Below are 26,271 nucleotides of genomic sequence, written 5' to 3' on the forward strand. Positions count from 1 at the left end.
TGTGGCGTGCCTGGGACCGCGTCGATTACCAAGAAGTTACCCAAGTGTGAATCGTGCTGGACCGGACGCGCCGGCGGCAGAAGGGGGTAGCACAGTGAGATCGAGCAGAGGGCTCCTGTCGCTCGCGATGGCGCTCGTGGTCACAACTGGAATGGTCGCAGCAGCGGTCGCCAGCGACGGCCGACCCGCCCAGGCGGTAGCGGTGACCATCACCAACGGCACCCAGTTCACCGACACCAGCGGAAACGCCCTGCACGCACACGGCGGTGGCGTACTCCAGGTCGGCTCCTACTACTACTGGTTCGGCGAGAACCGCAACCCGAACAATACGTTCCGAGCGGTGTCGGTCTACCGCTCCACCGACCTGCGTAACTGGGAGTTCCGCAACAACGTCCTCACCCAGTCTTCGGCCGCTGAGTTGCAGTCCGCCAACATCGAGCGGCCGAAGGTCATCTACAACGCCAGGACCGGGCGCTACGTCATGTGGATGCACAAGGAGAACGGCACGAACTACAGCGAGGCGCGCGCTGCCGTGGCCTCGTCGGCCACGGTCGACGGCAACTACACCTACCACGGCAGCTTTCGCCCGCTCGGGCACATGTCGCGGGACATCACGCTCTACGACGACGGCGGCACCGGCTACATGATCTCGGCCGCCGACGAGAACTACGACCTGCACATCTACCGGCTCACCTCGGACTACCTCAACGTCGCCAGCCTCGTCGGCAACTTCTGGAACGACGCCCACCGGGAGGCTCCCGCCCTGTTCAAGCGGGGCAGTACTTATTTCATGCTGACCTCGGGCGCGACCGGCTGGAGCCCGAACCAGGCCAGGTACGCGACCGCGTCGAGTATCTCCGGTCCGTGGACCGGCTGGAGCAACGTTGGTGATTCCACCACCTTCCGCTCCCAGCCGGCGTTCGTGCTGCCCATCCAGGGCACCAACACGACGAGCTATCTCTACCTGGGCGACCGCTGGGCCGGTGCCTGGGGCGGGCCGGTCAACGACTCCCAGTACGTCTGGCTGCCGATCACCTTCCCGTCCAGCACCAGCATGAGCCTGAACTGGGCGCCGTCGATCACCATCGACACGGTCACTGGCACGATCACCGCTAACTCTCCGACGTACTACCGGGTGACGAACCGCAACAGCGGCCGGGTGATGGACGTGGTGAGCAACTCCACGACCAACAACGCCGAGGTCAAGCAGTACGGCTGGAATGGTGGCGGGAACCAGCGCTGGGAGTTCCAGGACGCCGGTGGCGGTTACTTCCGCCTCGTCAACCAGAACAGCGGCAAGTGCCTCGACGTCGCCTCCGGCTCCACCGCCGACGGTGCCAACATCATCCAGTACACCTGCGGCACGGGCACCAACCAGCAATGGCAGTGGACGGCGATCGGCAGCTACCACCAGCTCCGCGCTCGCCACAGCGGCAAGTGCCTCGACGTCGTCAACGCCGGCACGGGCGACGGCGCCGACATCCAGCAGTACACCTGTGGCAGCGGTACCAACCAGCAATGGTCCCGCACGGTGGCGTGAGCGCGGTGACCAACGCACGGCTCCCGAACAGCCGAGGCGTCAGCAGAGCCAACGGAGGCAGCATGACAACGTCGAGAAACCCAAAGAGCAGACGGTTACGTTGGCTGGCCGCACTGGTCAGCGCGTGCGCCGTCCTCGCCGGTGCCGTCGTCGCGCCGCAGCCGGCCTCGGCCGCCACGACACTGGTCTACACCACGTTCAAGGGTGACGGTGCGGCGGACCAGGAGCTGTGGGTCTACCGGTCGACGAACGGCGGCACGAGCTACAGCGTGCTGTCGGACACCAACTTCCGGGGCCCCACCGGCGTGCTCCGCGACCCGAGCATCATCCGGCACAACGGCAGGTACTACATCGCGTACACCGTCCAGTCCTGGACCACCAACTCGACCTACTTCAACATCGCGTCCAGCACCAACCTCACGTCCTGGACGCACGTGGCCAGCGTCAACTCCGGGATCGCCAATACCAGGTTCACCTGGGCCCCCGAGTTCTACGTCGAGGGCGGCACCGTACGGATCATCGCGAGCGTCGCAGCCACCACCTGCTCCAACTGCTTCCGTCCCTACGTCTACACCGCACAGAACACGGCCCTGACCTCATGGAGTGGCCCCGCCCAGATGTGGGGTCTGGGCACCAACTACATCGACACCTTTGTGGTGAAGTCGGGCAACACGTGGCACGCGTTCGTGAAGAACGAGACGACCAAGTACATCGAGCACTGGATCACGACCGCGAATCTCTTCGAGGGCTGGACCAACCGGGGCCGGCTGTGGAGTTCCGGTTACGAGGGGCCGTCCCTGGTCCGGTTGGACGACGGCAGGTGGCGGATCTACGTCGACAGGTACACCAACGGCGGGATGTGGACCGCGACGAGTTCCGACCTCAACACCTGGACCGGGTTGAGCGCGGTCGGCTGCTCCGGATGCCGGCACGGCACGGCCCTTCCGGTGTAGCCACTGCTCCTGATCCGGTCGCCGTGCTGTCCGGCCTGGCACACGTCGCCGGGGCCGGACGGCGTCGGGTAGCAGGGTCTGGTCCGGACACCGGTGTCCGGACCAGACCCGACGTCGCCGGGTTGTCCCGTGTCAGGTTCGCGGCACGGGATCCTCGGCCGGTAGGTGCATGACCGTCACGTCGCTGAGCTGCAGCAGGAGCGTGCCGCCGGGCACGGCCCTGTCCTTGTCGAGCTCCTCGCCGGAGACGTGTCCAGGTGGCGTTCTGCTGATCAGGAACCGGTAGCGTCCCCGTACGGTCAGTTCGACGCGACCGCGCAGGTCCTCGGGTAGTTCGCTGTGCACGCCGGCGAGGTCGGCCAGTTCCGCCAGGACGGTCGACAGGCCCGCCGGCCCGAGCCGGGTCGAGACGTAGGCGGCCGAGCCGTCGCCCGCAGCCCGACGGGTGACGGCCGGTTGCCCGGCCAGGTCCCCGCCCGTGTAGCGGGCCAGGACCTGGGTCTTGGAGTCGGTGAGGTCGATCCGCTCGGTCCACAGCGTGCCGGTGGTGCCGTTGTCGAGCGCGACGGTCTGTTCGTCGTTGAGTGGGGCGAACTCCTGGACGCGGATGCCGAGCACGTCCCGGAGGGCACCGGGGTAGCCGCCGAGCCAGACGTGGTTGTGCTCGTCCACGGTGCCGGAGAAGTAGGTGGTGACCAGGTGACCGCCGGTCGCGACGTAGGCCCCGAGCCGATCGGCCAGGAACCTCGGGACGACGTGCAGGATGGGGGCGACGAGCAGGTCGTATTCCTCCAGTGGAGCATTCAGGGGTACGACGTCGACGCGGAGGCCCAGGTCGAGGAAGGCCGTGTACCAGTCCAGCGCCTCCTGACGGTAGCGGAGGCGGTCGGTGGGGCTGGAGTCGAGCTCGGCGGCCCACCAGGACTCCCAGTCGAAGACGATGGCAGCTCGGGCACGGCTTCGCGTCGCGCCGGCCACAGGTGCCAGGGTGTGCAGGGCGGCGCCGAGGTCGGTGACGGCACGGAACACGTCGCTGTCCTCACCGGCGTGCGGAACCATTGCGGAGTGGTACTTCTCGGCACCGGCCGCCGACTGCCGCCACTGGAAGAAGCAGACCGCGTCCGCACCGTGGGCGACGTGCGTCAGCGAGTCGCGGATCATCTGGCCCGGCCGTTTGGGAAGGTTCACCGGTCGCCAGTTGACGGCGCTGGTGGAGTGCTCCATCAGAAACCAAGGCCGCCCACCGGCCAGGTTGGCGGTGAGGTTGGCGGAGAACGACAGCTCGTCGTACGCCTGGGGGCCCGGGGCGAGGTAGTGGTCGTTGGCGACGAAGTCGACTTCGGAGGCCCAGTCGGCGTAGTTCATCGCGTTGCTCTCTCCGGTCACCATGAAGTTGGTGGTCACCGGGATGTCCGGGGTCAGCTCGACCAGCAGGTCACGTTCGGCGCGCAGATGATCCTTGAGGGCGTCGGAGGAGAAACGCCGGAAGTCCAGTTGCTGGGTGGGATTCGGGTAGGTGGCGGCCAGCCGGGGCGGCAGGATCTGCTCCCAGTCGCTGTAGTGCTGTGACCAGAACGCGGTGGCCCACGCCTGGTTCAGCGCCTCCAGCGTGCCGTAGCGGGCGCGCAGCCAGGCGCGGAAGGCGGACGCGGCGTCGTCGGAGTAGTCGTGGACGTTGTGGCAACCCAGCTCGTTGGAGACGTGCCACGCGGCCAGCGCGGGATGCGGACCGTAGCGCTGCGCGAGCTCGCGCGTCAGACGCAGCGCATGACGCCGGAAGACGGGCGAGGTCGGTCGCCAGTGCTGCCGGCCGCCGGGCCAAAGCCGGCGACCGTCGCGATCGACAGGCAGGATCTCCGGATGTTTGGTGGTGAGCCAGGGCGGCGGGGAGGCGGTGGCGGTGGCGAGGTCCACCGCTATGCCGTTCTCGTGCATCAGATCCATGACCTCGTCGAGCCAGGCGAAATCCCACTCGTCCTCGCGGGGCTGTAGCCGGGCCCAGGAGAAGATCGCCAGCGAGACGATGTTCACCCCGGCGGTCCGCATCGCCCGCACGTCCTCGCGCCACACGTGGCGCGGCCACTGCTCCGGGTTGTAGTCGGCGCCGTACCCCAGGCGGGCCCGGTCCGGCTCCGAGGGCCAACGTAGCCATCGGTGATCACGGTTTACTCCCACGACGAGCTCCCAACGAAGACGGCGATCTTTACCTCGAGCGGGCGACCGTGCGGACACCGCCTGGCGGGCGGCCGGACGGCGCGGTGGGTCACCGGAGAGTGAAGCCCTGTTCCTTGCCGTACCTGACCGAGATGTCCTGCCAGGCGACAAGTCCGTCCTGGAGGGTGATGGCGCCGAGGTACGCCTTGCCGACGGTGTCGCCGAAGACACTGTTGGCGTAGACCTGGAACGGCAGGTAGGACCAGCCCGGGGCGACCTGTTTCGCGGACTCGGCGAGGACCTGGTTGACCTGCTGGCCACCGAAGTAGGGGAATTCCCTCTCGAGGAACCGCGGCGAGCTCAGCTGTCCGGTGGTGGCGGGAAAGGCCCCGTGGTCGGTTCGGGTCTGGGCGCCCTCGGCGACGGTGGCGTACCTGAGAAAGGCGTAGGCGAGGGCCTGGTTGGTGCCCTGGTCAGGGATCGCCAGTGAGCTGCCGCCGTTCTCGGCGGTGACCGAACCTCCCGCGTCCCACTGCGGCATGGGGGCGACGCGCCACTTGCCGTGGGCGGACTGCACACCCGATTCCAGGTTCGCGGGCATCCAGGCGCCGATGACCAGCGTGGCGATGGTGCCGTCGCCCAGGCCCTTGTACCAGGCGTCACTCCAGCTCGTGACCGGCGCGAGCAGCTTGCCGTCGATGAGTCGTTGCCAGGTGGCGGTGAACCGCTGGGTTCCGGGGTCGGCGAAGTCGATGCCGACAGTGGTGCCGTCGACGCGGTACGGTCTGCCGCCGGCCTGCCAGATCATGCTGGTGGTGAAGCCGGCGTCCCCGGTGTCGTTGGTGATGTACGCATCGGGGTCGGCCCGGCGCAGCTTCTCAGCTTCGGCGACGTACTCGTCCCAGGTGGTGGGGACCGTCAACCCGTGCTTGTCGAAGACCTCCTTGTTGTAGAACAGGGCCATCGGGCCGGAGTCCATCGGCAGACCGTAGACGCCGTCGCCGGATCGCACGGCGTTCCACGGGCCCGGGGTGAAGGTGGCTTCGAGCTTGTCGGCGCCGTATCCGTTCAGGTTGGTCAGCGACTTGGAGAGCACGAACTGCGGCAGCGCGTAGTACTCGACCTGGGCGATGTCGGGCACGCCGGAGCGCGCCGCCACGGCGTTCTGCAGCGCCGTGTACTGGTCGTTGCCGGTGCCGGCATTGACCAGATTGACGGTGACCTTCGGGTACCTGCCCTGAAAGTCGGCGACGACCTGCTTGAGGGTCGGCTCCCAGGCCCACACGGTGATGGTGCCGCCGGCCTCCAGGGCGGCCTCGATGTCGGCGTCGGACACGACGGCCGGCGGCCCGCCGGAGTCGCCGTCGTCACCGGAGCCGCAGCCGGTTACCAGGAGGGAGACGCACAGGACCGCGCTCACCAGTAGCGTTCGGCGGGGTAGGACCATCATGATCGTTCCCTTCGTGGGCTGTCGGTGTGGGATCGGTGGAGGGCGGGTGTGGAGCGCGTGCTACTCCTTGACGCTTCCGGTCGCCAGGCCGGACTGCCAGTACCGCTGAAGCAGTAGGAACGCCGCGATCAGGGGCACGATGGTCAGCAGCGAACCGGTGATCACGAGGTGGAAGACCGCTTCACCGCCCGCGGTGCCGGCCTGCTGGCTCCAGGTCTTGAGTCCGATGGTGAGCGGATACCAGTCCGGGTTCTTCAACATGATCAACGGCAGGAAGTAGTTGTTCCAGGTGGCGACCAGGTTGAACAGCAGCACGGTGACCGTCCCGGGGGCCAGCAGTGGCGTGCCGATGGAGAAGAAGGTCCGGAACTCGCCAGCGCCGTCGACCCGTGCTGCTTCGATCAGCTCGTCCGGCACCGCGTCGGCGGTGAAAATCCACATCAGGTAGAGGCCGAACGGGGAGACCAGCGACGGGATGATGATCGCCCACGGGGTGTTGGTCAGACCCATTCTGGAAAACATCAGGAAGGTCGGTACCGCCAGCGCGGTGCCCGGAATCGCCACCGCACCGATGACCACCGCGAAGATGGTCTTGCGGCCGCGGAAGTCGTACTTCGCCAGTCCGTAACCGGCAAGCGCGGCCAGCAGGGTAGCGCCACAGGCCCCGACGCACACATAGAGCAGGGTGTTGAGCAGCCAGCGGAGGAAGATGCCGTCGTCGTAGGCGAGGGTGTCGGCGATGTTGTCGAACAACGCGAAGTCCTCGGCGAGGGCCAGCCCGAAGGAGTCGAAAAGCCCCTGCTGCGTCTTGGTCGCGTTGATCAGCAGCCAGGCCAGCGGCAACAGCGCGTAGATCAGCACGAGACCGGTCAGCGCGGTCAGCGTGACGCTGCCGCGGCGGCGGGTGGCGCGCCGTCGCACCCGGGGCGGACGTCGACCGGCCGCCCGGGCGGCGGTCCGGGTGGCAGCTGAGGTCAGGGCCATGCTCAGGCCGCCTTCCGGATGCCCTGGAGCTGGACCAGGTAGGCGACGACCATCGTGATCACGCCCATGACGATGGCGACCGTGGCGGCGTAGTTGACCTGCTGGCCGGCGAAGGACAACGAGTACGCGTAGAGGTTCGGCGTGAAGTATGTGGTGATCGAGTTCGGTGCCAGGGTCTGGAGGATGCTCGGTTCGTTGAACAGGTGGAAGCTACCGATGATCGAGAAGATTGTGGCGATCAGCAGGGGGCCGCGTAGTGCCGGCAACTTGATCGCGCTGATGATCCTCAGCTGTCCGGCCCCGTCGATCGCCGCGGCCTCATACAGCGCGGGGTTCACCACCCGGAGGGCGGAATAGAGGATCAGCATGTTGTAACCGACGAACTCCCACGTGACGATGTTGCCTATCGACGCGAGGATCAGCTCCGGCGCGAGCGGATCCGGCAGCGACGTCGCGAGCGCCTCGTTGACGTTACCGACCAGGCCGAACTGACTGCCGTACATGAAGCCCCACATGAGCGTGGCGACAACGGCGGGCACCGCGTACGGCAGGAACACCGCGATCCGGAAGAACGACGCCCCGTACAGCCGTCCACTGTCGAGGGCCAGGGCGATCAGCAGGGCCAGGAACAACATGATCGGGACCTGCACGGCCAGGAACAGCGTGACCCTGCCCAACGCCGACCAGAACTGCGGGTCGGTCAGCGCCTTGGAGTAGTTGTCCAGGCCGACGAACGCGGTACCGCCGACCAACCGCGTTCGGAACACGCTCAGGTACAGCGAGTATGCGATCGGCGCGAGGAAGACCAGCGCGAAGACGGCCAGGAACGGGCCGGTGAACTGCCAGCCGGCCCGCGATCTCCGGGCGGCGGCCGTTGCCGGCCGGCGGGGTGGGCGGCGGGTGGGCCGGGCCGAAGCCATCGACGCCCTCCTTCCCGCCAGATCGCCGGACGGTCATGGTTACGTAAACATCGGTGTCGAAGTCCGGCCCACGGGCGGGGGAGCGAAAGGGACGTGAGCGATGTTTACGTAAACTCGCGTGGCGGTCATGGTGGCACCGCTCACCATGACCGTCAAGGGACCGCCGGTCGGCGCGACCGATGGTGCGCGACAGTCAGGAGCAACGATGGATACGGATGCCCCAGGTCGCCGGCCCCAGGCCGCACCTGTCGCGCAGCGCGCCACTGCGGGCATCCCCGGAGGACGCCGTAAGCAGCGGGTCTCCATGGCGGACGTGGCCCAGCTCGCGGGCGTGTCGTCCCAGACCGTGTCCCGGGTCTCCAACGGCCATCCCGCTGTCGTCGAGGCGACCCGCCAGCAGGTGCTGGCGGCGATGCGGCAGCTGGGCTACCGCCCCAACAGCGCCGCCCGAGCCTTGCGCTACGGGCAGTTCAACACCATCGGCGTGATCCTGTTCAACCTGTCCTCGACGGGCAACAGTCGTACGGTCGAGGCGATCGCGACGCACGCCGCGATGGAGGGCTACGCGATCACCCTGATTCCGCTCGATGCTCCCACTCAGGACAATGTGCTCGGTGCGTTCACCCGGATGGGCGAGCTGGCGGTCGACGGAGTCATCGTCATCATCGAGGTCCACCTGCTCGACACCAACACCGTGGTCCTGCCACCCGGGGTACACGCCGTGGTGGTGGACTCCGACGCCGGTGACCGCTACCCGGTCGTCGACACCGATCAGGCCGACGGTGCCCGGAAGGCGGTGTTCCATCTACTCGACCTCGGTCATCGCACCGTGTGGCACGTCGCCGGTCCAGTCGAGTCGTTCGCCGGCGAAAGGCGTGCCAGGGCATGGCGCGCCGCGATCGAGGCGTACGGCCGCCCGACGCCGCCGGTCGAGCGCGGTGACTGGTCCGCAGAGTCCGGCTACCGGGCTGGCCTGCGGCTGGCCGAGCAGCCTGACTGCACCGCGGTCTTCACGGCGAACGACCAGATGGCCCTCGGGGTGTTGCGAGCCCTGCACGAGCGGGGCCGGCAGGTGCCGGCGCAGGTAAGCGTGGTCGGCTTCGACGACGTCGCGGACGCGTCGTCCTACCTCCCGCCGTTGACCACGGTGCACCAGGACTTCGCCGAGGTGGGTCGCCGCTGCGTGCGGGCACTCCTGGGGCAGATCCGCAACGGACCCGCCGACCCAGGCACGGACCTGGTGCCCACCCGACTCGTCGTCCGCGCCAGCACCGCACCACCGCCGTGACACCTCCTTGGGCGTGCGGGCCGGACACCGGCCTGGCGGCGGGTGGTGGTCGCTGGAGTCCCGGATCATCAACTCCACGCAGCTGAGAGGTGTCGACGATCCGGCGTACGGTGGTGTGCGGCGTTCATTGGTAGCGTCGCGGGGGCGGCCATCCACCCGTCGACACCGTTCATCCGGGAGAATGGCTCGGCACGCAGCCGGGCTATCCTGACGTTGCGAGGCCTGGGAACGGCCGGCAAGTCGTCGCCAGGCTGCGAGCAAAGCGGAGGGTCGCGGCGATGCAGATCAGCATGAGGCCGGCGCGCGCTGAAGAGGCCGATGTGCTGAGCCGCCTGGCGCTCAGGTCTAAGGCGCAATGGGGCTACGCCGCGCAGTTCCTTGAGGCATGTCGGCCGGGTCTGACGCTCCGATCGCACGAGATCAGCGCTCGACGTGCGGTGGTGGCGGAGACGTCCGGACGCATCGTCGGCTTCTACACGTTGGACGGCGTGCCACCCGAGGGTGAACTGGGCAATCTTTGGATCGATCCGACGCAGATGCGTCGTGGGATCGGCCGCCGCCTCTGGGAACACGCCATGGCCGCCGCGCGCGCCGTCGGGTTCACGGCGGTGCTGATCGACGCCGAGCCGCACGCCGAGGGCTTCTACGCGGCGATGGGCGCGGAGCGCATCGGCACCGTCCCGTCAACCGCTGTCGCTGGCCGCCTACTACCCCGGCTGCGTTTCCGCATCTCCTCGTAGACTTCGTGAGTCTCCGCCGGCACGCGGCCCTGCGACACGAGGTGGCGGTGCCGCTCCGCCAGGTCGGGATCGTCACTCCGACGAACTGCTAACCGGCACCAGGCCGGCTCGCTGCGGCTCGACCAACCGTGCTCTCGCGTACGACGAGCCGGTGTGGTGCGCGCAGTTCCACGCCGGGCACCGGCGTGGGGCTGGCGATGCGCAGCAGGACACGCTCCACGGCGACCGTCGCGATTCCCTCCTTGTCGGGGGAGATCGTGCTCACCGGCGGGTTCGCATAGGCGCCGTCCTCAATGTCGTCGTAGCCGATCACGGCGACGTCCTCGGGCACCCGTATCCCGCGTGAGGCCAGCACGTGCATCGCGCCCAGCGCCACGAGATCGCTGTAGCAGAACACGGCGTCCGGCGGTTCCGGCAGGTCGAGCAGGTGTCGCATGGCGCCCGCACCATCGGCCCGGTTGAACCGTGGAGTCGCGATGATGAGCTCCTCATGCACGGCCGCGCTGCGGTGATCGTGTGCCTCGCGGAATCCGCGTGTCCGCAGCTGCGCCGCCTCACCGGTGGGGTAGGGCTGGTCGCCGATGGCGGCGACCCGCTGACGGCCGAGATCGAGCAGGTGTTCGGTGGCCAGGCGGGACGCCGCGACATCGTCGATGCCGACGTGGTCGAATGTCCCCTGACTGACCCGCTCGCCGAGGATCACCAGTGGGAGGCTGGGATCGTGGTCGGCCAGGGCCTGCTGGTCGAGCCCGAGGGGACTGAAGATGACGCCGTCGAACAACAACCGGCTGCGGCCGTGGCGGATGAACATCCGCTCGTGATCGGGATCGCCGTCAGTCTGGTCGATGAGCACGTTGTACCCCTGGACCCGGGCGGCGCGGATGATGCCCTGCAACAGCTCGGCGAAGTATGGCGTGTCGAGGTACGGCACGACGACGGCGAGCTGCCCCGAGCGGCCCTGGGCGAGGTTGCGGGCCAGCACATTGGGCCGGTAGCCGAGCTGCTCGACAGCATGCATGACGCGGGCGCGAGTGCGCTCGGTGACGTTGGCGTAACCGTTCACGACGTTGGACACCGTCCGGCTGGAGACACCTGCCAGCTCGGCGACTTCGCGTAACGTGACATCTCGCCGCATTCCGGCCCCCCTTTTCCGATGCCGAGGGCAGCCGCGAGTTTCCGGCAGGTTACCTCTTGCCGTCCATCGATGCTCCAGGCATGCTGTCTTTGCAGCGCTGCAAAGGAAGATACCAGGACGTGCCACGGGCGTAGGGGTGCGGCGTGTGCCAGGGAGGACCGCCGTGTCTCCGAGCGGCCGGTCGCGGTGTGCCAGCACCGCGACCGGCCTTTGTGGCACATACACATCGGCTACGTAGGTAACGATCTCCGGTGGAGGAGTTCAGTGAGTGCCAGGAGTTCCAGTCTAGGACGTAGGCCGCTGGCCGCAGCGGTGGCGGTCGTCACCGCCCTGCTGCTGGTGGCCTGTAGTTCGGGTAGCGGTGACAAGCAGGACGGACCGGTCACGATCAAGGTGTGGGCCTGGTATCCGGCCTTCCAGGGCGTGGTTGACCATTTCAACCGCACGCACACCGATATCAAGATCGAGTGGACCAACGCGGGAACTGGCCAGGATCAGTACACGAAATTGCAGACTGCGCTGAAAGCCGGCAAGGGCGCCCCCGACGTGGTGATGCTCGAGTTCCAGGAACTGCCGACCTTCCAGCTCACCAACCACCTTGTCGACATGGGCAAGTACGGGGCCAACGATCTCAAGGGCAACTACGTCGACTGGGCGTGGAAGCAGGTCAGCAACGGTGATGCCGTCTATGCGATCCCGGTCGATGCCGGGCCGATGGCGATGCTGTATCGGCAGGACATTTTCGAGCAGTACGAGCTGACTGTTCCGAAGACCTGGGCGGAATTCAAGGAGCAGGCGCAGAAACTGAAGACCGCGGCGCCCGACAAGTTCATGACCGACTTCGGGGCGAACGACGGCGGTTTCATGACGGGGTTGATGTGGCAGGCCGGCGCCCGGCCGTTCAGCTACAACGTGGCAGATCCGCACACCATCGGTGTTAACGTTAACAGCGAGCCTGCAAAGAATGTGTTCGCCTACTGGCAGGACATGGTCGACACCGGCTTGGTCGATACCACAGCGTACGGGACGACGGATTTCTACAACGGGCTCGGCAGTGGGAAGTACGCGACCTACCTGGCAGCGGGGTGGGGTCCCGGTTACCTGGCGAGTGTGGCGAAGACGACCGCCGGCAAGTGGCGCGCGGCGCCGCTGCCCCAGTGGAACGCGGGCGAGAACGCGCAGGGCGACTGGGGCGGCTCCTCGTTCGCGGTGACCGACCAGACGAAGCACCCCGAGCAGGCCACCACGGTCGCCATGGAGATCTTCGGAGCCGACAAGGACGCCTGGAGAATCGGCATTGACGAGGCATTCCTCTTTCCAACCGCGACGTCGATCCTCAACTGGGACTACTTCCGCACGAAGGAGTACGACTTCTTCGGCGGACAAAAGGTCAACGAGGTGTTCGTGCCGGCGTACAACGGCATCGAAGAGTTCGAGTGGAGCCCGTTCAACAGCTACAGCTTCAACCAGCTGACCACCGCTGTGGGACAGGCGGTGGAGAAGAAGACATCGTGGCCCGCGGCGCTGGACACCGTCCAGCAGAACATCACGGCGTACGCCTCGAACCAGGGCTTCAAGGTTTCACAATGACCCGGACCCGACCTGTTCCCGCGGCTGCCACCACGGTGGCCGCGGGGCCTGCTGTGCCCGGCGGTGACGGGCGGCTCGCAGCCGGGAAGCGTCGCTTCGATCGGCAGGCGGTCGTCGGATGGTTGTTCGTCGCGCCGTTCGCGGTGCTGCTTGTCGTCTTCCTGCTGCTGCCGATGGGATACGCGTTCAAACTCAGCCTGTACCGCTCCACCCTGGTGGAGGGTGAGGTGTTCGCGGCGTTCGACAACTACCGGCAGGCCTTCGGTGACCCCGAGTTCCGGTCGGGTGTGGTGCGGGTGTTCGTCTTCGGGCTCGTGCAGACGCCGGTGATGATCGGTATCGCCCTCGTGCTCGCCCTGTTGGTCGACGGCGCCAGTTCGCGCTTCGCGCGTACGCTGCGGCTGGCGGCGTTCGTCCCGTACGCCGTGCCGGTGGTCGTCGGCACCCTGATGTGGGGTTTTCTCTACAGCCAGAACACCGGCCCGTTCCGGTTCACCGGGATCGACTTCCTGGCCGGTGACACCGTCCTGGCGTCACTGGGCAACCTCGTCATCTGGCAGTGGGCCGGCTACAACATGATCGTGCTGTACGCCGCCCTTCAGGGCATCCCGCGAGAGGTGTACGAGTCCGCCAGGATCGATGGTGCGGGGGCGGTCCAGATCGCGCTGCGGATCAAGACTCCGATGATCTCCGCAGCCCTGGTGCTGTGCACCGTCTTCACGATCATCGGCACTCTGCAGTTCTTCACCGAGCCGCTCATCCTGCAACCACTCAACCCGGGGGCGATCACCAACAGCTACACACCCAACGTCTACGCCTACAACCAGGCGTTCTCGTACCAGCAGTACAACTACTCGGCGGCGATATCTTTCCTGCTCGGCGCGGTGGTCTTCGTCGGTTCGTACATCTTCCTGTTCGCCACGCGGAAGAGGAGTTCGCTGCGATGAGCACCCCGGCCGCCACGACCAGCCAGCCGGCGCGGCGCAGCGGCGGCAGCATCGCCGCCCACGCGGTGATGGCGCTGTTCGTCATCTACTTCCTGCTGCCGTTCTGGTGGCTGCTCGTCGCGGCGACCAAGGACAACGACGGGCTGTTCGGCTCGGACCCCCTCTGGTTCGCCGACCTGCACCTGCTCGACAACCTTCGGCTGCTGTTCACCCAGGACGACGGCCTCTACCTGCGCTGGCTGGGCAACTCGGCCCTGTACGCCGTCACCAGCGGCATCGGGGCCACCGTGATCGCTGCCCTGGCCGGCTACGCCTTCGCCAAACTGCGCTTTCCCGGCCGTAATGCGCTGTTCGCGCTGCTGCTCGGACTCATCATGGTGCCGGCCACGGCCCTGGTCCTGCCGACGTACCTGCTGATGGCCGAGGCTGGGCTCATCGATTCGGTATGGGCGGTGATCCTGCCCTCGTTGCTCAACCCGTTCGGGGTGTACCTGTTGCGGGTCTACGTCCATGACTCGGTGCCCGACGAGATGCTCGAGGCCGCGCGCATCGACGGCGCGGGGGAGTTCCGGGTCTTCCGCAGCGTGGCGCTGCCCGCCATGCGTCCGGCTCTGGTCACCGTCCTGCTGTTCACCATGGTGGCCAGTTGGAACAACTTCTTCCTGCCGCTGGTGATGCTCAGCGACCAGAATCTCTACCCGCTCACCGTTGGCCTGCGGTCCTGGTACCTCTCGGCGACCATCGGCAACGGTGGCCCCGCTTTGTTCAACGTCATCGTCGTCGGCTCGCTGGCGGCGATCATCCCACTGATCGCTGCCTTCCTGCTGCTGCAACGGTACTGGCGCGGTGGCCTGACCATCGGCGCCCTCAAGTGACTGATCCGTGCGGACACCGCTACACCTTGACCCCTCAGGAGAAGGACGTGCACCTCGCTCACGTCACGCTTGATCCCGTCGCCGTGGTCGCTCCGGTCAACCGCCGTACCTTCGGAACGTTCGTCGAACACATGGGACGATGCGTCTACACCGGCTTGTACGAGCCCGGCCATCCGTCCGCCGACGAGGACGGGTTCCGCACCGACGTCCTGGCCCTGACCCGCGAGCTCGGTGTCACGCTGGTCCGTTACCCGGGCGGCAACTTCGTCTCCGGGTACCGGTGGGAGGACGGCATCGGGCCGAGGGAGCAGCGCCCGCGCCGGCGTGACCTCGCCTGGCGCAGCATCGAGACCAACGAGGTCGGCATCGATGAGTTCGCGCGGTGGGCCGCCAAGGCCGACATCGAGATCATGTACGCGCTGAACCTGGGTACCCGGGGCGTGCAGGAGGCCCTTGACGTCCACGAGTACCTCAACCAACCTGCCGGCACCCACCTGGCGGACCTGCGTCGGACCAACGGCGCCGAAAAGCCGTACGGAGTGCGGATGTGGTGTCTGGGCAATGAACTCGACGGCCCGTGGCAGCTCGGATACACGAGCGCCGACGCGTACGGGCAACTCGCCGCGGCCACCGCCCGGGCGCTGCGTGCGGCCGAGCCGGGTCTGGAGCTGATCGTCTGTGGCAGTTCCAGCTCCGCCATGCCGACGTTCGGCGCATGGGAAGCCACAGTTCTCGAACACACCTACGACCTGGTGGACTACGTCTCCTGCCACGCCTACTACGAGGAACACGACGGCGACCTCGGCTCCTTCCTCGCCTGCGCGGCCGACATGGACCACTTCATCGACAGCGTCGTAGCCACCGCCGACAGCATCGGTGCCCGACTGCGCAGTAAGAAGAAGATCCAACTGTCCTTCGACGAGTGGAACGTCTGGTACCTCTCCCGCTTCCAGAACCAGCCACCCACCGACGGTTGGCAGGTCGCTCCCCGGGTCATCGAGGACGAGTACAACGTCGCCGACGCGGTCGTCGTCGGCAACCTGCTCATCTCCCTGCTACGCCACAGCGACCGGGTCACCGCGGCCTGCCAGGCCCAGTTGGTCAACGTGATCGCCCCGATCCGCACCGAACCGCGCGGGCCCGCCTGGCGACAGACCACCTTCCACCCGTTCGCCCGCACGGCGGCACTTGCCCGCGGCGATGTCCTGCGCACGGTGGTCGACAGCCCGTCCTACCAGACGGCGCGCTACGGCGAAGCGGCGGTGCTCGACGCGGTCGCCACCCACGACCCGGCTACGGGCGACGTCGCGATCTTCGTCGTCAATCGCGACGACACCCGACCGGTGCAGCTCACCATCGACCTGACTCGCTTCGGCCTCACGGTGCGAAGCGCAGAGGCCTCGACACTCTCGGACGACGACATCCGCGCCACCAACACCGCCGATCAGCAGGACCGGATCATCCTGCGACCGAACCGGCAACTCACCCCGAACACCAGTGGGGCACAGATTGTCCTGCCGCCGGTGTCGTGGACGGCCGTGCGCCTGTCCACGCAGCCGCGCCCCGTGGGCTGAAACTTAGCAGCTCGCCTGCACAGTGCCCGACGTCCGGCTCCAGCGAGACCGAGGACGCGGGTGAGACTTCCGCCGGCTGTGCGCCCTGGCCGGAGTGCCCTCGCGGTGCCGGACCGTGCTTCTCGGTGAAATTGCATACTCCTCAAAAATTCGATTGATTCGATGGCGCAACGCTTGACGAACGTCGATGTTAACGCGAACATCTATTTGTGACATCGTAGCAACACATTCGTCATACGTATGTGCTCATACGTAAACATCGATTCTGTCCGGGCGCGACAAGCGGTCGATTGTTCCGTCGGGTCAACGGGCGACACGACCCGGCAGTCAAAGGAGGTTGTGATGACGAAACGTGATGAGTTGTCGCCGGTGGGTGCACGGTGGCGTGGTTGGTGGTCTGGCTTCGTGGTGGCTGTCGCGGCGGTGCTGCTGGCCGGTTCGGGGGTGTTCGGGTTGCCGTCGGCGTCGGCGGCGACGGTGGACACGTCGGCGTCGTATGTGTTCGTGAATCGGCACAGTGGTAAGGCGATGGATCTGTATGACTGGTCGACGGCGGAGAACGCGCCGGTGAATCAGTGGGCGCGCAATGATCTCGCGGTGCAGCAGTGGCAGTTTGTGGATGCCGGTGGCGGTTTCTACAAGGTGCGGTCGCGGCACAGTGGGAAGGTGCTGGAGTTGCCGAACGGTAGCGACGGTACGCAGTTGGTGCAGTCGACGGATCGGTCGTCGGCGACGCAGCAGTTCCGGTTGCAGGATTCCGCGGGTGGGTTCGTGCGGTTCGTGAACCGGCAGTGGAGCAAGGTCATTGATGTGTGGGAGTGGTCGACGGCGGATGGGGGTCGGTTGGCGGGTTACTCCGACCTCGACGGTGCCAACCAGCAGTGGCAGTTGATCCGGCTGGGCGGCGCGACACCCACCACCCCACCCGGCGGCAGTCGGACGTTCACCAACCCGATCAAGCGGAACGGCCCCGACCCCTGGCTCCAGGTGCACAACGGCGTCTACTACCTCGCCACGACGACGTGGAACTCGACGATCACCATGCGTCGCTCCACCACCCTCGCCGGGCTGGCCACCGCCCAGGATCAAGTGATCTTCAATCTGGCCGGCCGACCGAACGGCTGCTGCAACATGTGGGCCCCGGAATTCCACCTGATCAACGGGCCGAACGGGCCACGCTGGTACTTCTACTACACCGCCGGGCAGAACGTGCCCGACTTCAACCCCACCCAGCGGCTGCACGTGCTGGAGAGTGCCGGCACCGACCCGATGGGTCCGTACACGTTCAAGGCCGATCTCGGCACCGACTGGCAGCTCGACGCGAGCATTCTGACGGTGAACAACCGGCTCTACCTGATGGGTACGTACAACGCCGGTGGCAACTACGGGCAGAGCCTGTTCATCACGCCGATGAGCAATCCGTGGACGCTCAGCGGCAGCCGGGTCCGGCTGAGTTCCCCGACCCTGTCCTGGGAGCGGCAGACCCACCCGGTCAACGAAGGCCCGGAGCCGCTCTACCGCAACGGCCGCACGATGATCGTCTACTCGGCGAGCGCCTGCTGGGGACCCGACTACAAGCTCGGCCTGCTTACCTTCACCGGCAGCGATCCGCTCAACCCGGCGCACTGGACCAAGGCAGCCAGTCCCGTCTTCCAGCGCAACGACGCCAACGGCGTCTTCGCCCCCGGGCACAACGGGTTCTTCAAGTCGCCCGACGGCACCGAGGACTGGATCGTCTACCACGCCAATGATTCCGCCGGCGGCGGATGTGACATGAACCGATCCACCCGGGCTCAGAAGTTCACCTGGAACGCCGACGGCACCCCGAACTTCGGCACGCCCGCCCGGCTCGGGGTGACCCTCACCGCTCCCTCCGGCGAATGAAGCCTGCCCAACCGTCCCGTTCCCAATCTGCAACCAGGCCCGCACGCCGGGCCGGAAATGAATGATCCGATGGTCTCTCGACGCACCCTGCTTGTCGCCGGCGCGTCCGTGGCGGCGGCCGCCGGCACGGCTCCGCTGTCCCGTGTCGCGCCTGCCCAGGCGGCGCCCGTGTACGGCGGCTACGTGATGGGCTATTTCACCGAGTCACCCAACTCGGTGGCCAACAACTACGGTCTGCACCTGGCCATCAGCACCGATGGTCTCAACTGGACTCCGCTGAACCAGAACAACCCGGTCGTCACCCCCACCGCCGGCACCGGCGGCCTGCGTGACCCGTTCATCATGCGCAAGCAGGACAACACCTTCGTCGTGCTCGCCACCGACCTCAAGGGCACCGACTTCACCCAGCAGAACCAGTACATCCACATCTGGGACTCCCCGGACCTGCGCAGCTTCACCGGCTACCGCCGGGTGCGGTTGCACAACATGCCCACCCACACCTGGGCGCCGGAGGCATTCTGGGACGCCTCACGTGGCCAGTACGGCATCCTGTACTCGGCCAGGAACAACAACCGGGACGCCTTCTACGTCAACTACACCAACGACTTCCGTACGGTCAGCGCGCACCAGCTCTACTTCGACCCGGGCTTCGACGTGCTGGACGCCACCATGCACGTCGGCAGCGGGACGAACTACCTGTACTACAAGTGTTTCACCGACGGCCGGCTCTACGGCGCCCGGTCGAGCAGTCTCGCTCCGCGCAGCTTCGACCGGGGCACGTACACCAGCGGCGTGATCAACGGTGGCATCGAGGCACCGATCGTGGTCAAGGCCAACGACCGGAACGAGTGGTTCCTCTGGGGCGACTCGTTCTCGCCGAACAACGGCGAACTGTACGTGTGGCGCAGCGGCGACATCAACAGCAACAGCTGGACCCCGCTGGGCAAGGAGCGCTACACCCAGCCGCTCAACGCCAAGCATCCCACGATCGCGCCGATCACCGCCGCCGAACATGCGGCGATGCTGTCCCGGTGGGGAGCGCCGTCCTGGAACCGGATCAAGTCGTACAACTTCCCCGACCACCTGATCCGGCACGCCGACGACGCCGCCCGGATCGATCCCTACCCGTTCGACCCCTACGCCGACGCCCAGTGGCGGCTGCGGCCCGGCCTGGCGAACTCCTCAGGCCTGTCGTTCGAGTCGGTGAACTACCCCGGCCGGTACCTGCGGCACAGCAACTACGTCCTCGTCCTGGCCGCTAACGACGGCTCCTCCGGGTTCGCCGGTGACGCCACGTTCTACCGGACCGCCGGGCTCGCCGACGGTGGGTGGACCTCGTTCCGGTCGCACAACTTCGCCAACTACTACATCCGGCACGCCAACTACGTCCTGCGGATCGATCCGCTGAGCGCCTCGTCGAGCGCCGTCGACCGGGCGGACGCCACCTTCCAGGTCGGCTACTGAACCGCGCCACTTCCACCACCAAGGAGGTTTCGATGACAGGGACGGATCAGGTGCCGCGGGTGAGGTCGCGGCGCTGGCGGACGGGAGCGGTCGTGGGCGCGACGTCGCTGCTGCTCGGCACGGGAGTGCTCTACGGGTTGCCGTCGGCGTCGGCGGCGACGGTGGACACGTCGGCGTCGTATGTGTTCGTGAATCGGCACAGTGGTAAGGCGATGGATTTGTATGACTGGTCGACGGCGGAGAACGCGCCGGTGAATCAGTGGGCGCGCAATGATCTCGCGGTGCAGCAGTGGCAGTTCGTGGATGCCGGTGGTGGTTTCTACAAGGTGCGGTCGCGGCACAGTGGGAAGGTGCTGGAGTTGCCGAGTGGCAGTGACGGTACGCAGTTGGTGCAGTCGACGGATCGGTCGTCGGCGACGCAGCAGTTCCGGTTGCAGGATTCCGCGGGTGGGTTCGTGCGGTTCGTGAACCGGCAGTGGAGCAAGGTCATTGATGTGTGGGAGTGGTCGACGGCGGATGGGGGTCGGTTGGCTGGTTACTCCGACCTCGACGGTGCCAACCAGCAGTGGCAGTTGATCCGGCTGGGCGGCGCGACACCCACCACCCCACCCGGCCCCACCACGCCGCCCCCGCCGACCGGCACCCCTCCGCCGGCCTATCCGCAGCCCGGCAGGGTCGCCGGGGACATCGGCGTCCACGACCCGACCGTGGTCAAACGACCCGACGGCACCTACCTGCTCGCGCACACCGGTGACAACGTCGCGTTGAAGACCTCCACGGACCGGGTCACCTACCGCAACGCGGGCGCGGTCTTCCCCGGGGGCGCGCCGTGGACCACCACGTACACCGACGGTGCGCGTAACCTGTGGGCTCCGGACCTGTCCTACCGCAACGGGCGTTACTACCTGTACTACTCGGCGTCGACCTTCGGCTCCAACCGTTCGGCGATCTTCCTGGCCACCAGCACCACCGGGGCCTCCGGAAGCTGGACCAACGACGGGCTGGTCATCGAGTCGCGGACCTCGGACAACTTCAACGCCATCGATCCGAATCTGACCGTTGACGACCAGGGCCGCTGGTGGTTGAGCTTCGGCTCGTTCTGGTCCGGCATCAAGATGATCCAGATCGATCCGGCCACCGGTCGCCGGCTCGGCAACGCCATGCACAGTCTCGCCAACTACGGCCCCGGCATCGAAGCGCCCGTCCTGGTCAAGCGGGGATCGTGGTACTACCTGTACGTCTCGTTCGACCGCTGCTGCCAGGGCGCCAGCAGCACGTACCGGATCATGGTGGGCCGTTCGGCGAGCCCCACCGGGCCATTCGTCGACCGCGCCGGCCGGGACATGCTCGCCGGGGGAGGCACCCAGATCCTGGCCTCGCACGGCGCCATCCACGGCCCCGGCCACCAGGCGTTCCTCGCCGACACCGACGGCGACCACCTGTTCTACCACTACTACGCCGACAACGGTCGGTCGCTGCTCGGCATCAACCGCATCGGCTACGACGCCGCAGCCTGGCCCTACGTGTACTGAGTCGGCTGCCCGTGGACGGGCGGGCGGGGCGCCCGCCCGTCCACGGACTGGCTCGCACCCTGGACGCCGGGTGCGGGCACGCCGATCGAGGTGCCCGCAGGCACACCTCCACGTTCCGACCACGAACTCGCACCCAGGAGGGCGCATGCTGCATCCGCACTTTCTCCATCCGGCCGACCACCGGGCGGTCAGTCCGGCGCTGGCCGACGGACCTTCCCGCCGGCGCCTGCGGTGGATGCTGGCCGCGGTGCTCGCGATACTCGCCATGTCGGCCGGCCTGCCGGCGGCCAGGCCGGCACAGGCCGCACCCGCGGTGACCTACACCAACCCGCTGGCAAATCAGCGGGCCGATCCGCACATCGTCAAGCACACCGACGGCTACTACTACATGACCGCGACGGTGCCGCAGTACGACCGGATCGTGCTCCGCCGGGCGACAACCCTGCAAGGACTGGCCACCGCCACCGAGTCGACGATCTGGCGCCGGCACACCAGTGGAGAGATGGGTGCCCACATCTGGGCTCCGGAGATCCACTTCATAAACAACAGGTGGTACGTCTACTTCGCCGCCGGACGGACCGACGACGTGTGGCGGATCCGGATGTACGTGCTGGAGAACGCGAGCGCGAACCCGCTGTCCGGCTCCTGGACCGAACGCGGCCGGATCAGCACGCCGTGGGACACGTTCAGCCTGGACGCCTCGACCTTCATGGTCAACGGAGTGCGATACCTGACCTGGGCGCAGCAGGAGCCCGGCATCTCCACCAACTCCAACGTCTACCTCGCCCGGATGGGGACCAACCCGTGGCAGATCACCGGTGCGGTGACCAGGCTGGTGGTGCCGACGTACGACTGGGAAACCCGCGGTTACCGGGTGGCCGAGGGCCCGGCAGTGATCCAGCGCAACGGGCGGGTCTTCATGACGTACTCCGCCAGCGCCACAGACGCCAACTACTGCCTCGGCCTGCTGAGCGCGTCCGCCACCGCCAACCTGCTCGACGCCGCCTCCTGGCGCAAGAGCCCGACCCCGGTGTTCGCCAGCAACACGGCCACCGGCCAGTACGGCCCCGGACACAACTCCTTCACCGTCTCCGAGGACGGGCAGAGCGACATTCTGGTCTACCACGATCGCAACTACCGGGACATCGCCGGTGACCCGCTCAACGACCCGAACCGCCGGACCCGGATTCAGAAGCTGTACTGGAACGCCGACGGCACCCCGAACTTCGGCATCCCGGTGCCCGACGGGCCCACCCCGGTGCGGCTACGCTCGCACGACCTCACCGCCAGCTACGTCCGGCACTACGACTATCGGGCCCGGGTCGAGCCGGACGTGACCAACCTGGCCGACTCCCAGTTCCGTATCGTCACCGGGCTCGCCGGCGCGGGGACCGTGTCGCTGGAGTCGACGAACTTCCCCGGCCACTTCCTGCGTCACCGTGACTTCGCCCTCTACGTCGAACGGGACGACGGGTCGACCCTGTTCGACTCGGACGCGAGCTTCCACCGGCGGGCCGGCCTCGCCGACAGCGCAGGGCTCTCCCTGGAGTCGCAGAACTTCCCGGGACGGTACGTGCGCCACCGCAGCGGTCTGCTCCACGTGGAGACGGTCAGCTCGAGCGCGGACCTTTCCTCCGCCACCTTTCACCTGGAGTAGCCCGGCGCGAGCCCACCACGACCACCCTGCCGTCACCGATCTTTTGGAGGTTCAACGATGCGCAACCCCGCACTGACATCACCCCCCGACCGGCGAGGTCGCCGAACCCGGCGTGCCGGCCTGGTGCTGACCCTGGTGGCGGCGCTGGCCGGCGCGACAGGTGTCGCCGTGGTGGCCGCGCCGTCGGCGCAGGCGGCCACCATCGACACCAGTGCCTACTACGTACTGGTCAACCGGAACAGCGGCAAGGTCCTCGACGTCCGGGACACCTCCGTCGACGACGGTGCGGCGATTCAGCAGTGGTCCCGCAACGACGGTGAGTGGCAACAGTTCCAGTTCGTCTCCTCCGGCAGCGGCTACTACCGTCTGAAGGCGCGCCACAGTGGCAAGGTGGTGGACCTGTGGGAGTGGAACGTCGCCGATGGCGCGGAGTACCGGCAGTGGCCCGACCTCAACGCCACCAACCAGCAGTTCCAGGTCCTCGACTCCGACGGGGGCTACATACGGCTGATCAACAGGCACTCCGCCAAGGCACTGGAGGTCTGGGAGTGGTCGACCGCCGACGGTGCCCGGATCAGTCAGTACGCCGATCTCAACGGCGCCAACCAGCAGTGGCAGATGGTCCGGGTCGGCAGCGGCGGCACGCCGACCACGCCGCCACCGAGCACCGGTTGCGGTAGCGGCTCGTTCCAGGCCGAGGCCGTGCTGAACGGAAGCACCTGGACGTCCCGCAACGGGTCGTCGACCGTGTACTCGGGCTCGAACATGCTGTCGGCGATGCAGGCTGCGGTGAATTCGCTGCCGGCGGGACGAACCACCAAGCAGCGGGTGGTGGTTCGGGGCTCTGGTTCGATGAGCGCGGGATCGCGGTTGTCGCTGCCGTCGTACACGACACTGGCGGTGTGCGGCACGATCAACGTGACCGGTTCAGGATCGGGTGACTACGCACCGGTCTACTCCCGGGGAACCACCGACATCGAGGTGCAGAACCTGACCCTTACCGGATCGCCGCTGTACGGGATTTTCATGCGCAACGTGAACAACCTGACCCTCGGGCAGATCGACATGCGGCTCTCGGGCGGGCTGGGAGTACGGGTCGACAACCACGGCGGCGACCGGGCGGTCAAGGTGCGCAATGTACGGATCGACAACGTGTACGTCTCCGGGACCGGCGCCCACGGGGTGGAGACGTACGGCGTGGACGGTCTGACCGTCGGCACGGTCACCGCGCGAGACACCGGCTACTCCGGACTGCTGCTCAATGACACCATCAACGCCACGGTGGGCACAGTCGACGCACAGGGTGCCGGGACCGGCACCGGGTACGCGGCGTTCCGGATGGCCAACCGCAACGGCCGGGTGGGTAGCTCGTACCCGACCAACATCCGGGTCGGGAACGTGATCGCGTCCGGCGGCGGCCGGGGGATCTTCTGTGTTTCGGAGTCCGGCGGCGCGGTCATCGACCGCGTGACGATCTCGAACACCGGGAACAACTCGATCCTCATGGAGAACTGCTACAACGTCACCATCGCCGGAGTGTCCGGCACTGTGACGGGCGGCGGCGAGGTGCGGATCTCGTCGCGGACGGAGTTCCCGATCTCCTCGGGCATCCGGTTCCAGAACCTGACCGTCACCAACACCAACATCACCCAGAGTCCCTGTGGCGGATCGAACAACACGATCAGCAACGTCACCCGGGTCAACTCGACCTTGACCTGGTGTTGACTGGCGGCCTCACCGTCGTACACCGCCTGCTCGAGCAGGCGGTGTACGCAACATTCGCGGTAACTCATGCGCACCTCTTACCGAAAGGGTTCTCCCGCGTAAGGGTGGCGGGCTGGCCCGGCGCTCCCTCCCGGTCGTCGAGGGCACCGCGTTCACCGACTACGACCGGTTCGTTATGCCCGACGGGCTCGCGGCACTCTCCGGGCAGGCATTGCCGAAATCCTCCTGGAGGTCATTGTCAGGGGATGGGTGACGGCGTGGCCCGGCGACGAGGCAGGACTGCTGCGGCCGAGCGTACGTCCGTGGATCTTCGCCGGCCGGCGAGGGAGAGATGGCTTTGATTGAGAAGCATGACCTCGCCGTGGCGGACGGAGCGCGTCCGCCGTCCGTCCCGCCCCGCGGTGAGCGGCCGGCCCGCCGAACGGGGCGGTCGATCATGCGCGATGTGGCGGAGCTGGCTGGCGTTTCCGCGCAGACGGTCTCCCGGGTGATCAACGGGCATCCGCACGTTGCGGCCGAGACCCGGCAGCGGGTGACCGCCGCCATGCGGGCACTGGACTACCACATGAACCTGGCGGCCCGGGCGTTGGCAACCTGCCGTTCCGGCACGCTGGGCATCGTGGGTTACGAGAGTCCGCTGTACGGGCCGACCTCCATGCTGTACGCGATCGAGGGGGCGGCCCGGGCCGCGGGTTACGTCGTCAGCGTGGCAAGCGTTCGTGATCTCGACCGGCGGTCGGTGCTCGACGCGGTGGACTGGCTGCGTTGTCAGTCGGTCGAGGGAATCATCGCGATCGCGCCCAAGGCGGCCATGGCCCGCGCGCTGGTCGAGGTGTCGACCGAGGTGGCGTGCGTGACCGTGGGCGGAGGATGCAGCGAGGCGGTACCGAACGCGCGGATCGACAACGTCGCCGGGGCGCGAGCGGCCACCCGCCACCTGCTCGCTCTGGGGCACCGGACCGTCCACCACCTGTCCGGCCCGGACGACTGGCCGGAGGCGGGCGAACGGGTCGCCGGCTGGCGGGAGGCACTCCAGGCCGTGGGTGCACCGGTGCCGCCACTGGTGCCCGGTGACTGGAGCGCCCGTGCGGGATTCGAACAGGGCGGCCGACTGGCGGAGGACCCTTCCGTCACGGCGATCTTTTGCGCCAGTGACCAGCTCGCCCTGGGCGTGCTGCGGGCGCTGCACGAGGCCGGCCGGGAGGTCCCGGCTGACGTCAGCGTGGTGGGCTTCGACAGCATCCCCGACGCGGCGCACTTCCTGCCACCGCTCACATCCGTACGGCAGGACTTCGCCGCACTCGGCCGGTGCAGCGTGCGGCTGCTGCTGTCGCAGCTCGACCGGACCGTCGGCGGGCGGACCGCAGCGCGCGAGCTGCTGGTGCCTGAACTCGTCGTTCGGCAGAGCACGGCAGTCGCAACCGGCACGACAGCGTCACCGGAGCAGCGGACCGGGTGACCGCCGGACGCCGATGATGGTGGGGCAGTGGCGCGACGACTCCTTTACTCGGCTGGCGTGGCGGTTCTATCGCCCGATCGTCGGGCAAGGGGGCTGCCTGGGTTCGGCGCTAACCGAGGATCTCCCAAGTTAGCCGGCGCGCACCGTCGCCTAGCAGGGACGGATTCCCCTCGATCAGCGCCGCTATGGCTGCCCGGAGCTGGTTGGCGGCGAGCGCCTCCACCGTGCTGCCCGGTGCCAGGAGACAGATGCTCGCCGAGCTCGAGGATCCCGATGCGGGCATACTGCCGGACGAAAGAAGCGTGGCTGGGACGCGCTGAATCGATCGGAGGGGACGCGGCGGCCGGAAGTGGCGACGGCCTACGGCGTTGTCGTGATCGAGGGAGTGGCGCTGGTGATT

General features: G+C 67.3%; 19 protein-coding genes. 14 read left to right on the plus strand and 5 right to left on the minus strand.

Annotated features, from left to right (window positions below; genetic code table 11):
* Positions 1 to 127 precede the first annotated feature (127 nt).
* Together O7605_RS22015 and O7605_RS22020 are read left to right on the plus strand one after the other, a co-directional pair.
* Entirely contained in the window at positions 128 to 1,540 is a 1,413-nt protein-coding gene (locus O7605_RS22015) for an RICIN domain-containing protein (RefSeq protein ID WP_443083999.1), read from the plus strand.
* Positions 1,541 to 1,602: 62 nt separating this feature from the next.
* Positions 1,603 to 2,493, plus strand: coding sequence for a family 43 glycosylhydrolase (locus O7605_RS22020; RefSeq protein ID WP_269740905.1), 891 nt, complete (start codon positions 1,603 to 1,605; stop codon positions 2,491 to 2,493).
* Between the two features lie 132 nt (positions 2,494 to 2,625).
* Here the strand turns inward: O7605_RS22020 and O7605_RS22025 are convergent, their stop codons facing one another.
* The 4 genes from O7605_RS22025 to O7605_RS22040 all read right to left on the minus strand — a co-directional run bounded on the left by O7605_RS22025 (position 2,626) and on the right by O7605_RS22040 (position 8,001).
* Positions 2,626 to 4,668 (minus strand): beta-galactosidase, encoded by a 2,043-nt coding sequence (locus O7605_RS22025; protein ID WP_269740906.1) that lies wholly within the window; start codon positions 4,666 to 4,668, stop codon positions 2,626 to 2,628.
* Between the two features lie 88 nt (positions 4,669 to 4,756).
* Positions 4,757 to 6,097, minus strand: coding sequence for an ABC transporter substrate-binding protein (locus tag O7605_RS22030; protein ID WP_269740907.1), 1,341 nt, complete (start codon positions 6,095 to 6,097; stop codon positions 4,757 to 4,759).
* 60 nt (positions 6,098 to 6,157) lie between these two features.
* Positions 6,158 to 7,081: a carbohydrate ABC transporter permease gene (locus O7605_RS22035; protein ID WP_269740908.1), complete on the minus strand. Its 924-nt coding sequence runs from the start codon at positions 7,079 to 7,081 to the stop codon at positions 6,158 to 6,160.
* Between the two features lie 2 nt (positions 7,082 to 7,083).
* Positions 7,084 to 8,001: a carbohydrate ABC transporter permease gene (locus O7605_RS22040; RefSeq protein WP_269740909.1), complete on the minus strand. Its 918-nt coding sequence runs from the start codon at positions 7,999 to 8,001 to the stop codon at positions 7,084 to 7,086.
* Between the two features lie 205 nt (positions 8,002 to 8,206).
* Here O7605_RS22040 and O7605_RS22045 point away from each other — a divergent pair, with 205 nt between their 5' ends.
* Both O7605_RS22045 and O7605_RS22050 read left to right on the plus strand, forming a co-directional pair.
* Complete coding sequence (locus O7605_RS22045; RefSeq protein WP_269740910.1) at positions 8,207 to 9,289, plus strand: LacI family DNA-binding transcriptional regulator; 1,083 nt, start codon at positions 8,207 to 8,209, stop codon at positions 9,287 to 9,289.
* Between the two features lie 278 nt (positions 9,290 to 9,567).
* On the plus strand, positions 9,568 to 10,029 hold the full coding sequence (locus tag O7605_RS22050; RefSeq protein WP_269740911.1) for a GNAT family N-acetyltransferase: 462 nt from the start codon (positions 9,568 to 9,570) through the stop codon (positions 10,027 to 10,029).
* Between the two features lie 88 nt (positions 10,030 to 10,117).
* Here the strand turns inward: O7605_RS22050 and O7605_RS22055 are convergent, their stop codons facing one another.
* On the minus strand, positions 10,118 to 11,164 hold the full coding sequence (locus O7605_RS22055; RefSeq protein ID WP_269742719.1) for a LacI family DNA-binding transcriptional regulator: 1,047 nt from the start codon (positions 11,162 to 11,164) through the stop codon (positions 10,118 to 10,120).
* A gap of 312 nt (positions 11,165 to 11,476) precedes the next feature.
* On the opposite strand from O7605_RS22055, the gene O7605_RS22060 reads away from it, so the two are divergent.
* The 10 genes from O7605_RS22060 (at position 11,477) to O7605_RS22105 (ending at position 25,871) form a co-directional block, all read left to right on the plus strand.
* On the plus strand, positions 11,477 to 12,754 hold the full coding sequence (locus O7605_RS22060) for an ABC transporter substrate-binding protein (RefSeq protein ID WP_269740912.1): 1,278 nt from the start codon (positions 11,477 to 11,479) through the stop codon (positions 12,752 to 12,754).
* Positions 12,751 to 13,701, plus strand: a complete 951-nt coding sequence (locus tag O7605_RS22065) for a carbohydrate ABC transporter permease (RefSeq protein ID WP_269740913.1) — start codon at positions 12,751 to 12,753, stop codon at positions 13,699 to 13,701. Before O7605_RS22060 ends, O7605_RS22065 begins: the two co-directional genes overlap by 4 nt.
* Entirely contained in the window at positions 13,698 to 14,576 is an 879-nt protein-coding gene (locus O7605_RS22070; RefSeq protein ID WP_269740914.1) for a carbohydrate ABC transporter permease, read from the plus strand. Before O7605_RS22065 ends, O7605_RS22070 begins: the two co-directional genes overlap by 4 nt.
* A gap of 47 nt (positions 14,577 to 14,623) precedes the next feature.
* Positions 14,624 to 16,150 carry an arabinosylfuranosidase ArfA gene (arfA, locus tag O7605_RS22075; protein ID WP_269740915.1) on the plus strand — a complete coding sequence of 509 codons (1,527 nt, stop codon included), beginning with the start codon at positions 14,624 to 14,626 and terminating at the stop codon, positions 16,148 to 16,150.
* A gap of 342 nt (positions 16,151 to 16,492) precedes the next feature.
* A complete protein-coding gene (locus tag O7605_RS22080) occupies positions 16,493 to 18,034 on the plus strand; it encodes a family 43 glycosylhydrolase (RefSeq protein ID WP_269740916.1) in 1,542 nt (513 codons plus the stop codon).
* A gap of 69 nt (positions 18,035 to 18,103) precedes the next feature.
* A complete protein-coding gene (locus tag O7605_RS22085; RefSeq protein ID WP_269740917.1) occupies positions 18,104 to 19,498 on the plus strand; it encodes a glycoside hydrolase family 43 protein in 1,395 nt (464 codons plus the stop codon).
* Between the two features lie 32 nt (positions 19,499 to 19,530).
* The gene (locus tag O7605_RS22090; protein WP_269740918.1) at positions 19,531 to 21,030 is read left to right on the plus strand and encodes a family 43 glycosylhydrolase; all 1,500 of its coding nucleotides are present in this window, start codon (positions 19,531 to 19,533) and stop codon (positions 21,028 to 21,030) included.
* 145 nt (positions 21,031 to 21,175) lie between these two features.
* The gene (locus tag O7605_RS22095) at positions 21,176 to 22,687 is read left to right on the plus strand and encodes a family 43 glycosylhydrolase (RefSeq protein WP_269740919.1); all 1,512 of its coding nucleotides are present in this window, start codon (positions 21,176 to 21,178) and stop codon (positions 22,685 to 22,687) included.
* Between the two features lie 57 nt (positions 22,688 to 22,744).
* The gene (locus O7605_RS22100) at positions 22,745 to 24,412 is read left to right on the plus strand and encodes an RICIN domain-containing protein (protein WP_269740920.1); all 1,668 of its coding nucleotides are present in this window, start codon (positions 22,745 to 22,747) and stop codon (positions 24,410 to 24,412) included.
* Positions 24,413 to 24,848: 436 nt separating this feature from the next.
* On the plus strand, positions 24,849 to 25,871 hold the full coding sequence (locus O7605_RS22105) for a LacI family DNA-binding transcriptional regulator (RefSeq protein ID WP_269740921.1): 1,023 nt from the start codon (positions 24,849 to 24,851) through the stop codon (positions 25,869 to 25,871).
* The last annotated feature ends 400 nt before the right edge of the window (positions 25,872 to 26,271 follow it).

Origin of the sequence: Verrucosispora sp. WMMA2121, from assembly GCF_027460185.1 — a bacterium.
GTDB lineage: Bacteria > Actinomycetota > Actinomycetes > Mycobacteriales > Micromonosporaceae > Micromonospora > Micromonospora palythoicola.

Bases quoted from the DNA above. Each gene is read 5' to 3' on its own strand.
- O7605_RS22015 (WP_443083999.1), top strand. From the start codon at position 128: ATGGCGCTCGTGGTCACAACTGGAATGGTCGCAGCAGCGGTCGCCAGC.
- O7605_RS22105 (WP_269740921.1), top strand. From the start codon at position 24,849: ATGCGCGATGTGGCGGAGCTGGCTGGCGTTTCCGCGCAGACGGTCTCC.
- O7605_RS22085 (WP_269740917.1), top strand. From the start codon at position 18,104: ATGGTCTCTCGACGCACCCTGCTTGTCGCCGGCGCGTCCGTGGCGGCG.
- O7605_RS22100 (WP_269740920.1), top strand. From the start codon at position 22,745: ATGCGCAACCCCGCACTGACATCACCCCCCGACCGGCGAGGTCGCCGA.
- O7605_RS22020 (WP_269740905.1), top strand. From the start codon at position 1,603: ATGACAACGTCGAGAAACCCAAAGAGCAGACGGTTACGTTGGCTGGCC.
- O7605_RS22065 (WP_269740913.1), top strand. From the start codon at position 12,751: ATGACCCGGACCCGACCTGTTCCCGCGGCTGCCACCACGGTGGCCGCG.
- O7605_RS22080 (WP_269740916.1), top strand. From the start codon at position 16,493: ATGACGAAACGTGATGAGTTGTCGCCGGTGGGTGCACGGTGGCGTGGT.
- O7605_RS22095 (WP_269740919.1), top strand. From the start codon at position 21,176: ATGCTGCATCCGCACTTTCTCCATCCGGCCGACCACCGGGCGGTCAGT.
- O7605_RS22045 (WP_269740910.1), top strand. From the start codon at position 8,207: ATGGATACGGATGCCCCAGGTCGCCGGCCCCAGGCCGCACCTGTCGCG.
- O7605_RS22070 (WP_269740914.1), top strand. From the start codon at position 13,698: ATGAGCACCCCGGCCGCCACGACCAGCCAGCCGGCGCGGCGCAGCGGC.
- O7605_RS22040 (WP_269740909.1), bottom strand. From the start codon at position 8,001: ATGGCTTCGGCCCGGCCCACCCGCCGCCCACCCCGCCGGCCGGCAACG.
- O7605_RS22050 (WP_269740911.1), top strand. From the start codon at position 9,568: ATGCAGATCAGCATGAGGCCGGCGCGCGCTGAAGAGGCCGATGTGCTG.
- O7605_RS22030 (WP_269740907.1), bottom strand. From the start codon at position 6,097: ATGATGGTCCTACCCCGCCGAACGCTACTGGTGAGCGCGGTCCTGTGC.
- O7605_RS22055 (WP_269742719.1), bottom strand. From the start codon at position 11,164: ATGCGGCGAGATGTCACGTTACGCGAAGTCGCCGAGCTGGCAGGTGTC.
- O7605_RS22035 (WP_269740908.1), bottom strand. From the start codon at position 7,081: ATGGCCCTGACCTCAGCTGCCACCCGGACCGCCGCCCGGGCGGCCGGT.
- O7605_RS22090 (WP_269740918.1), top strand. From the start codon at position 19,531: ATGACAGGGACGGATCAGGTGCCGCGGGTGAGGTCGCGGCGCTGGCGG.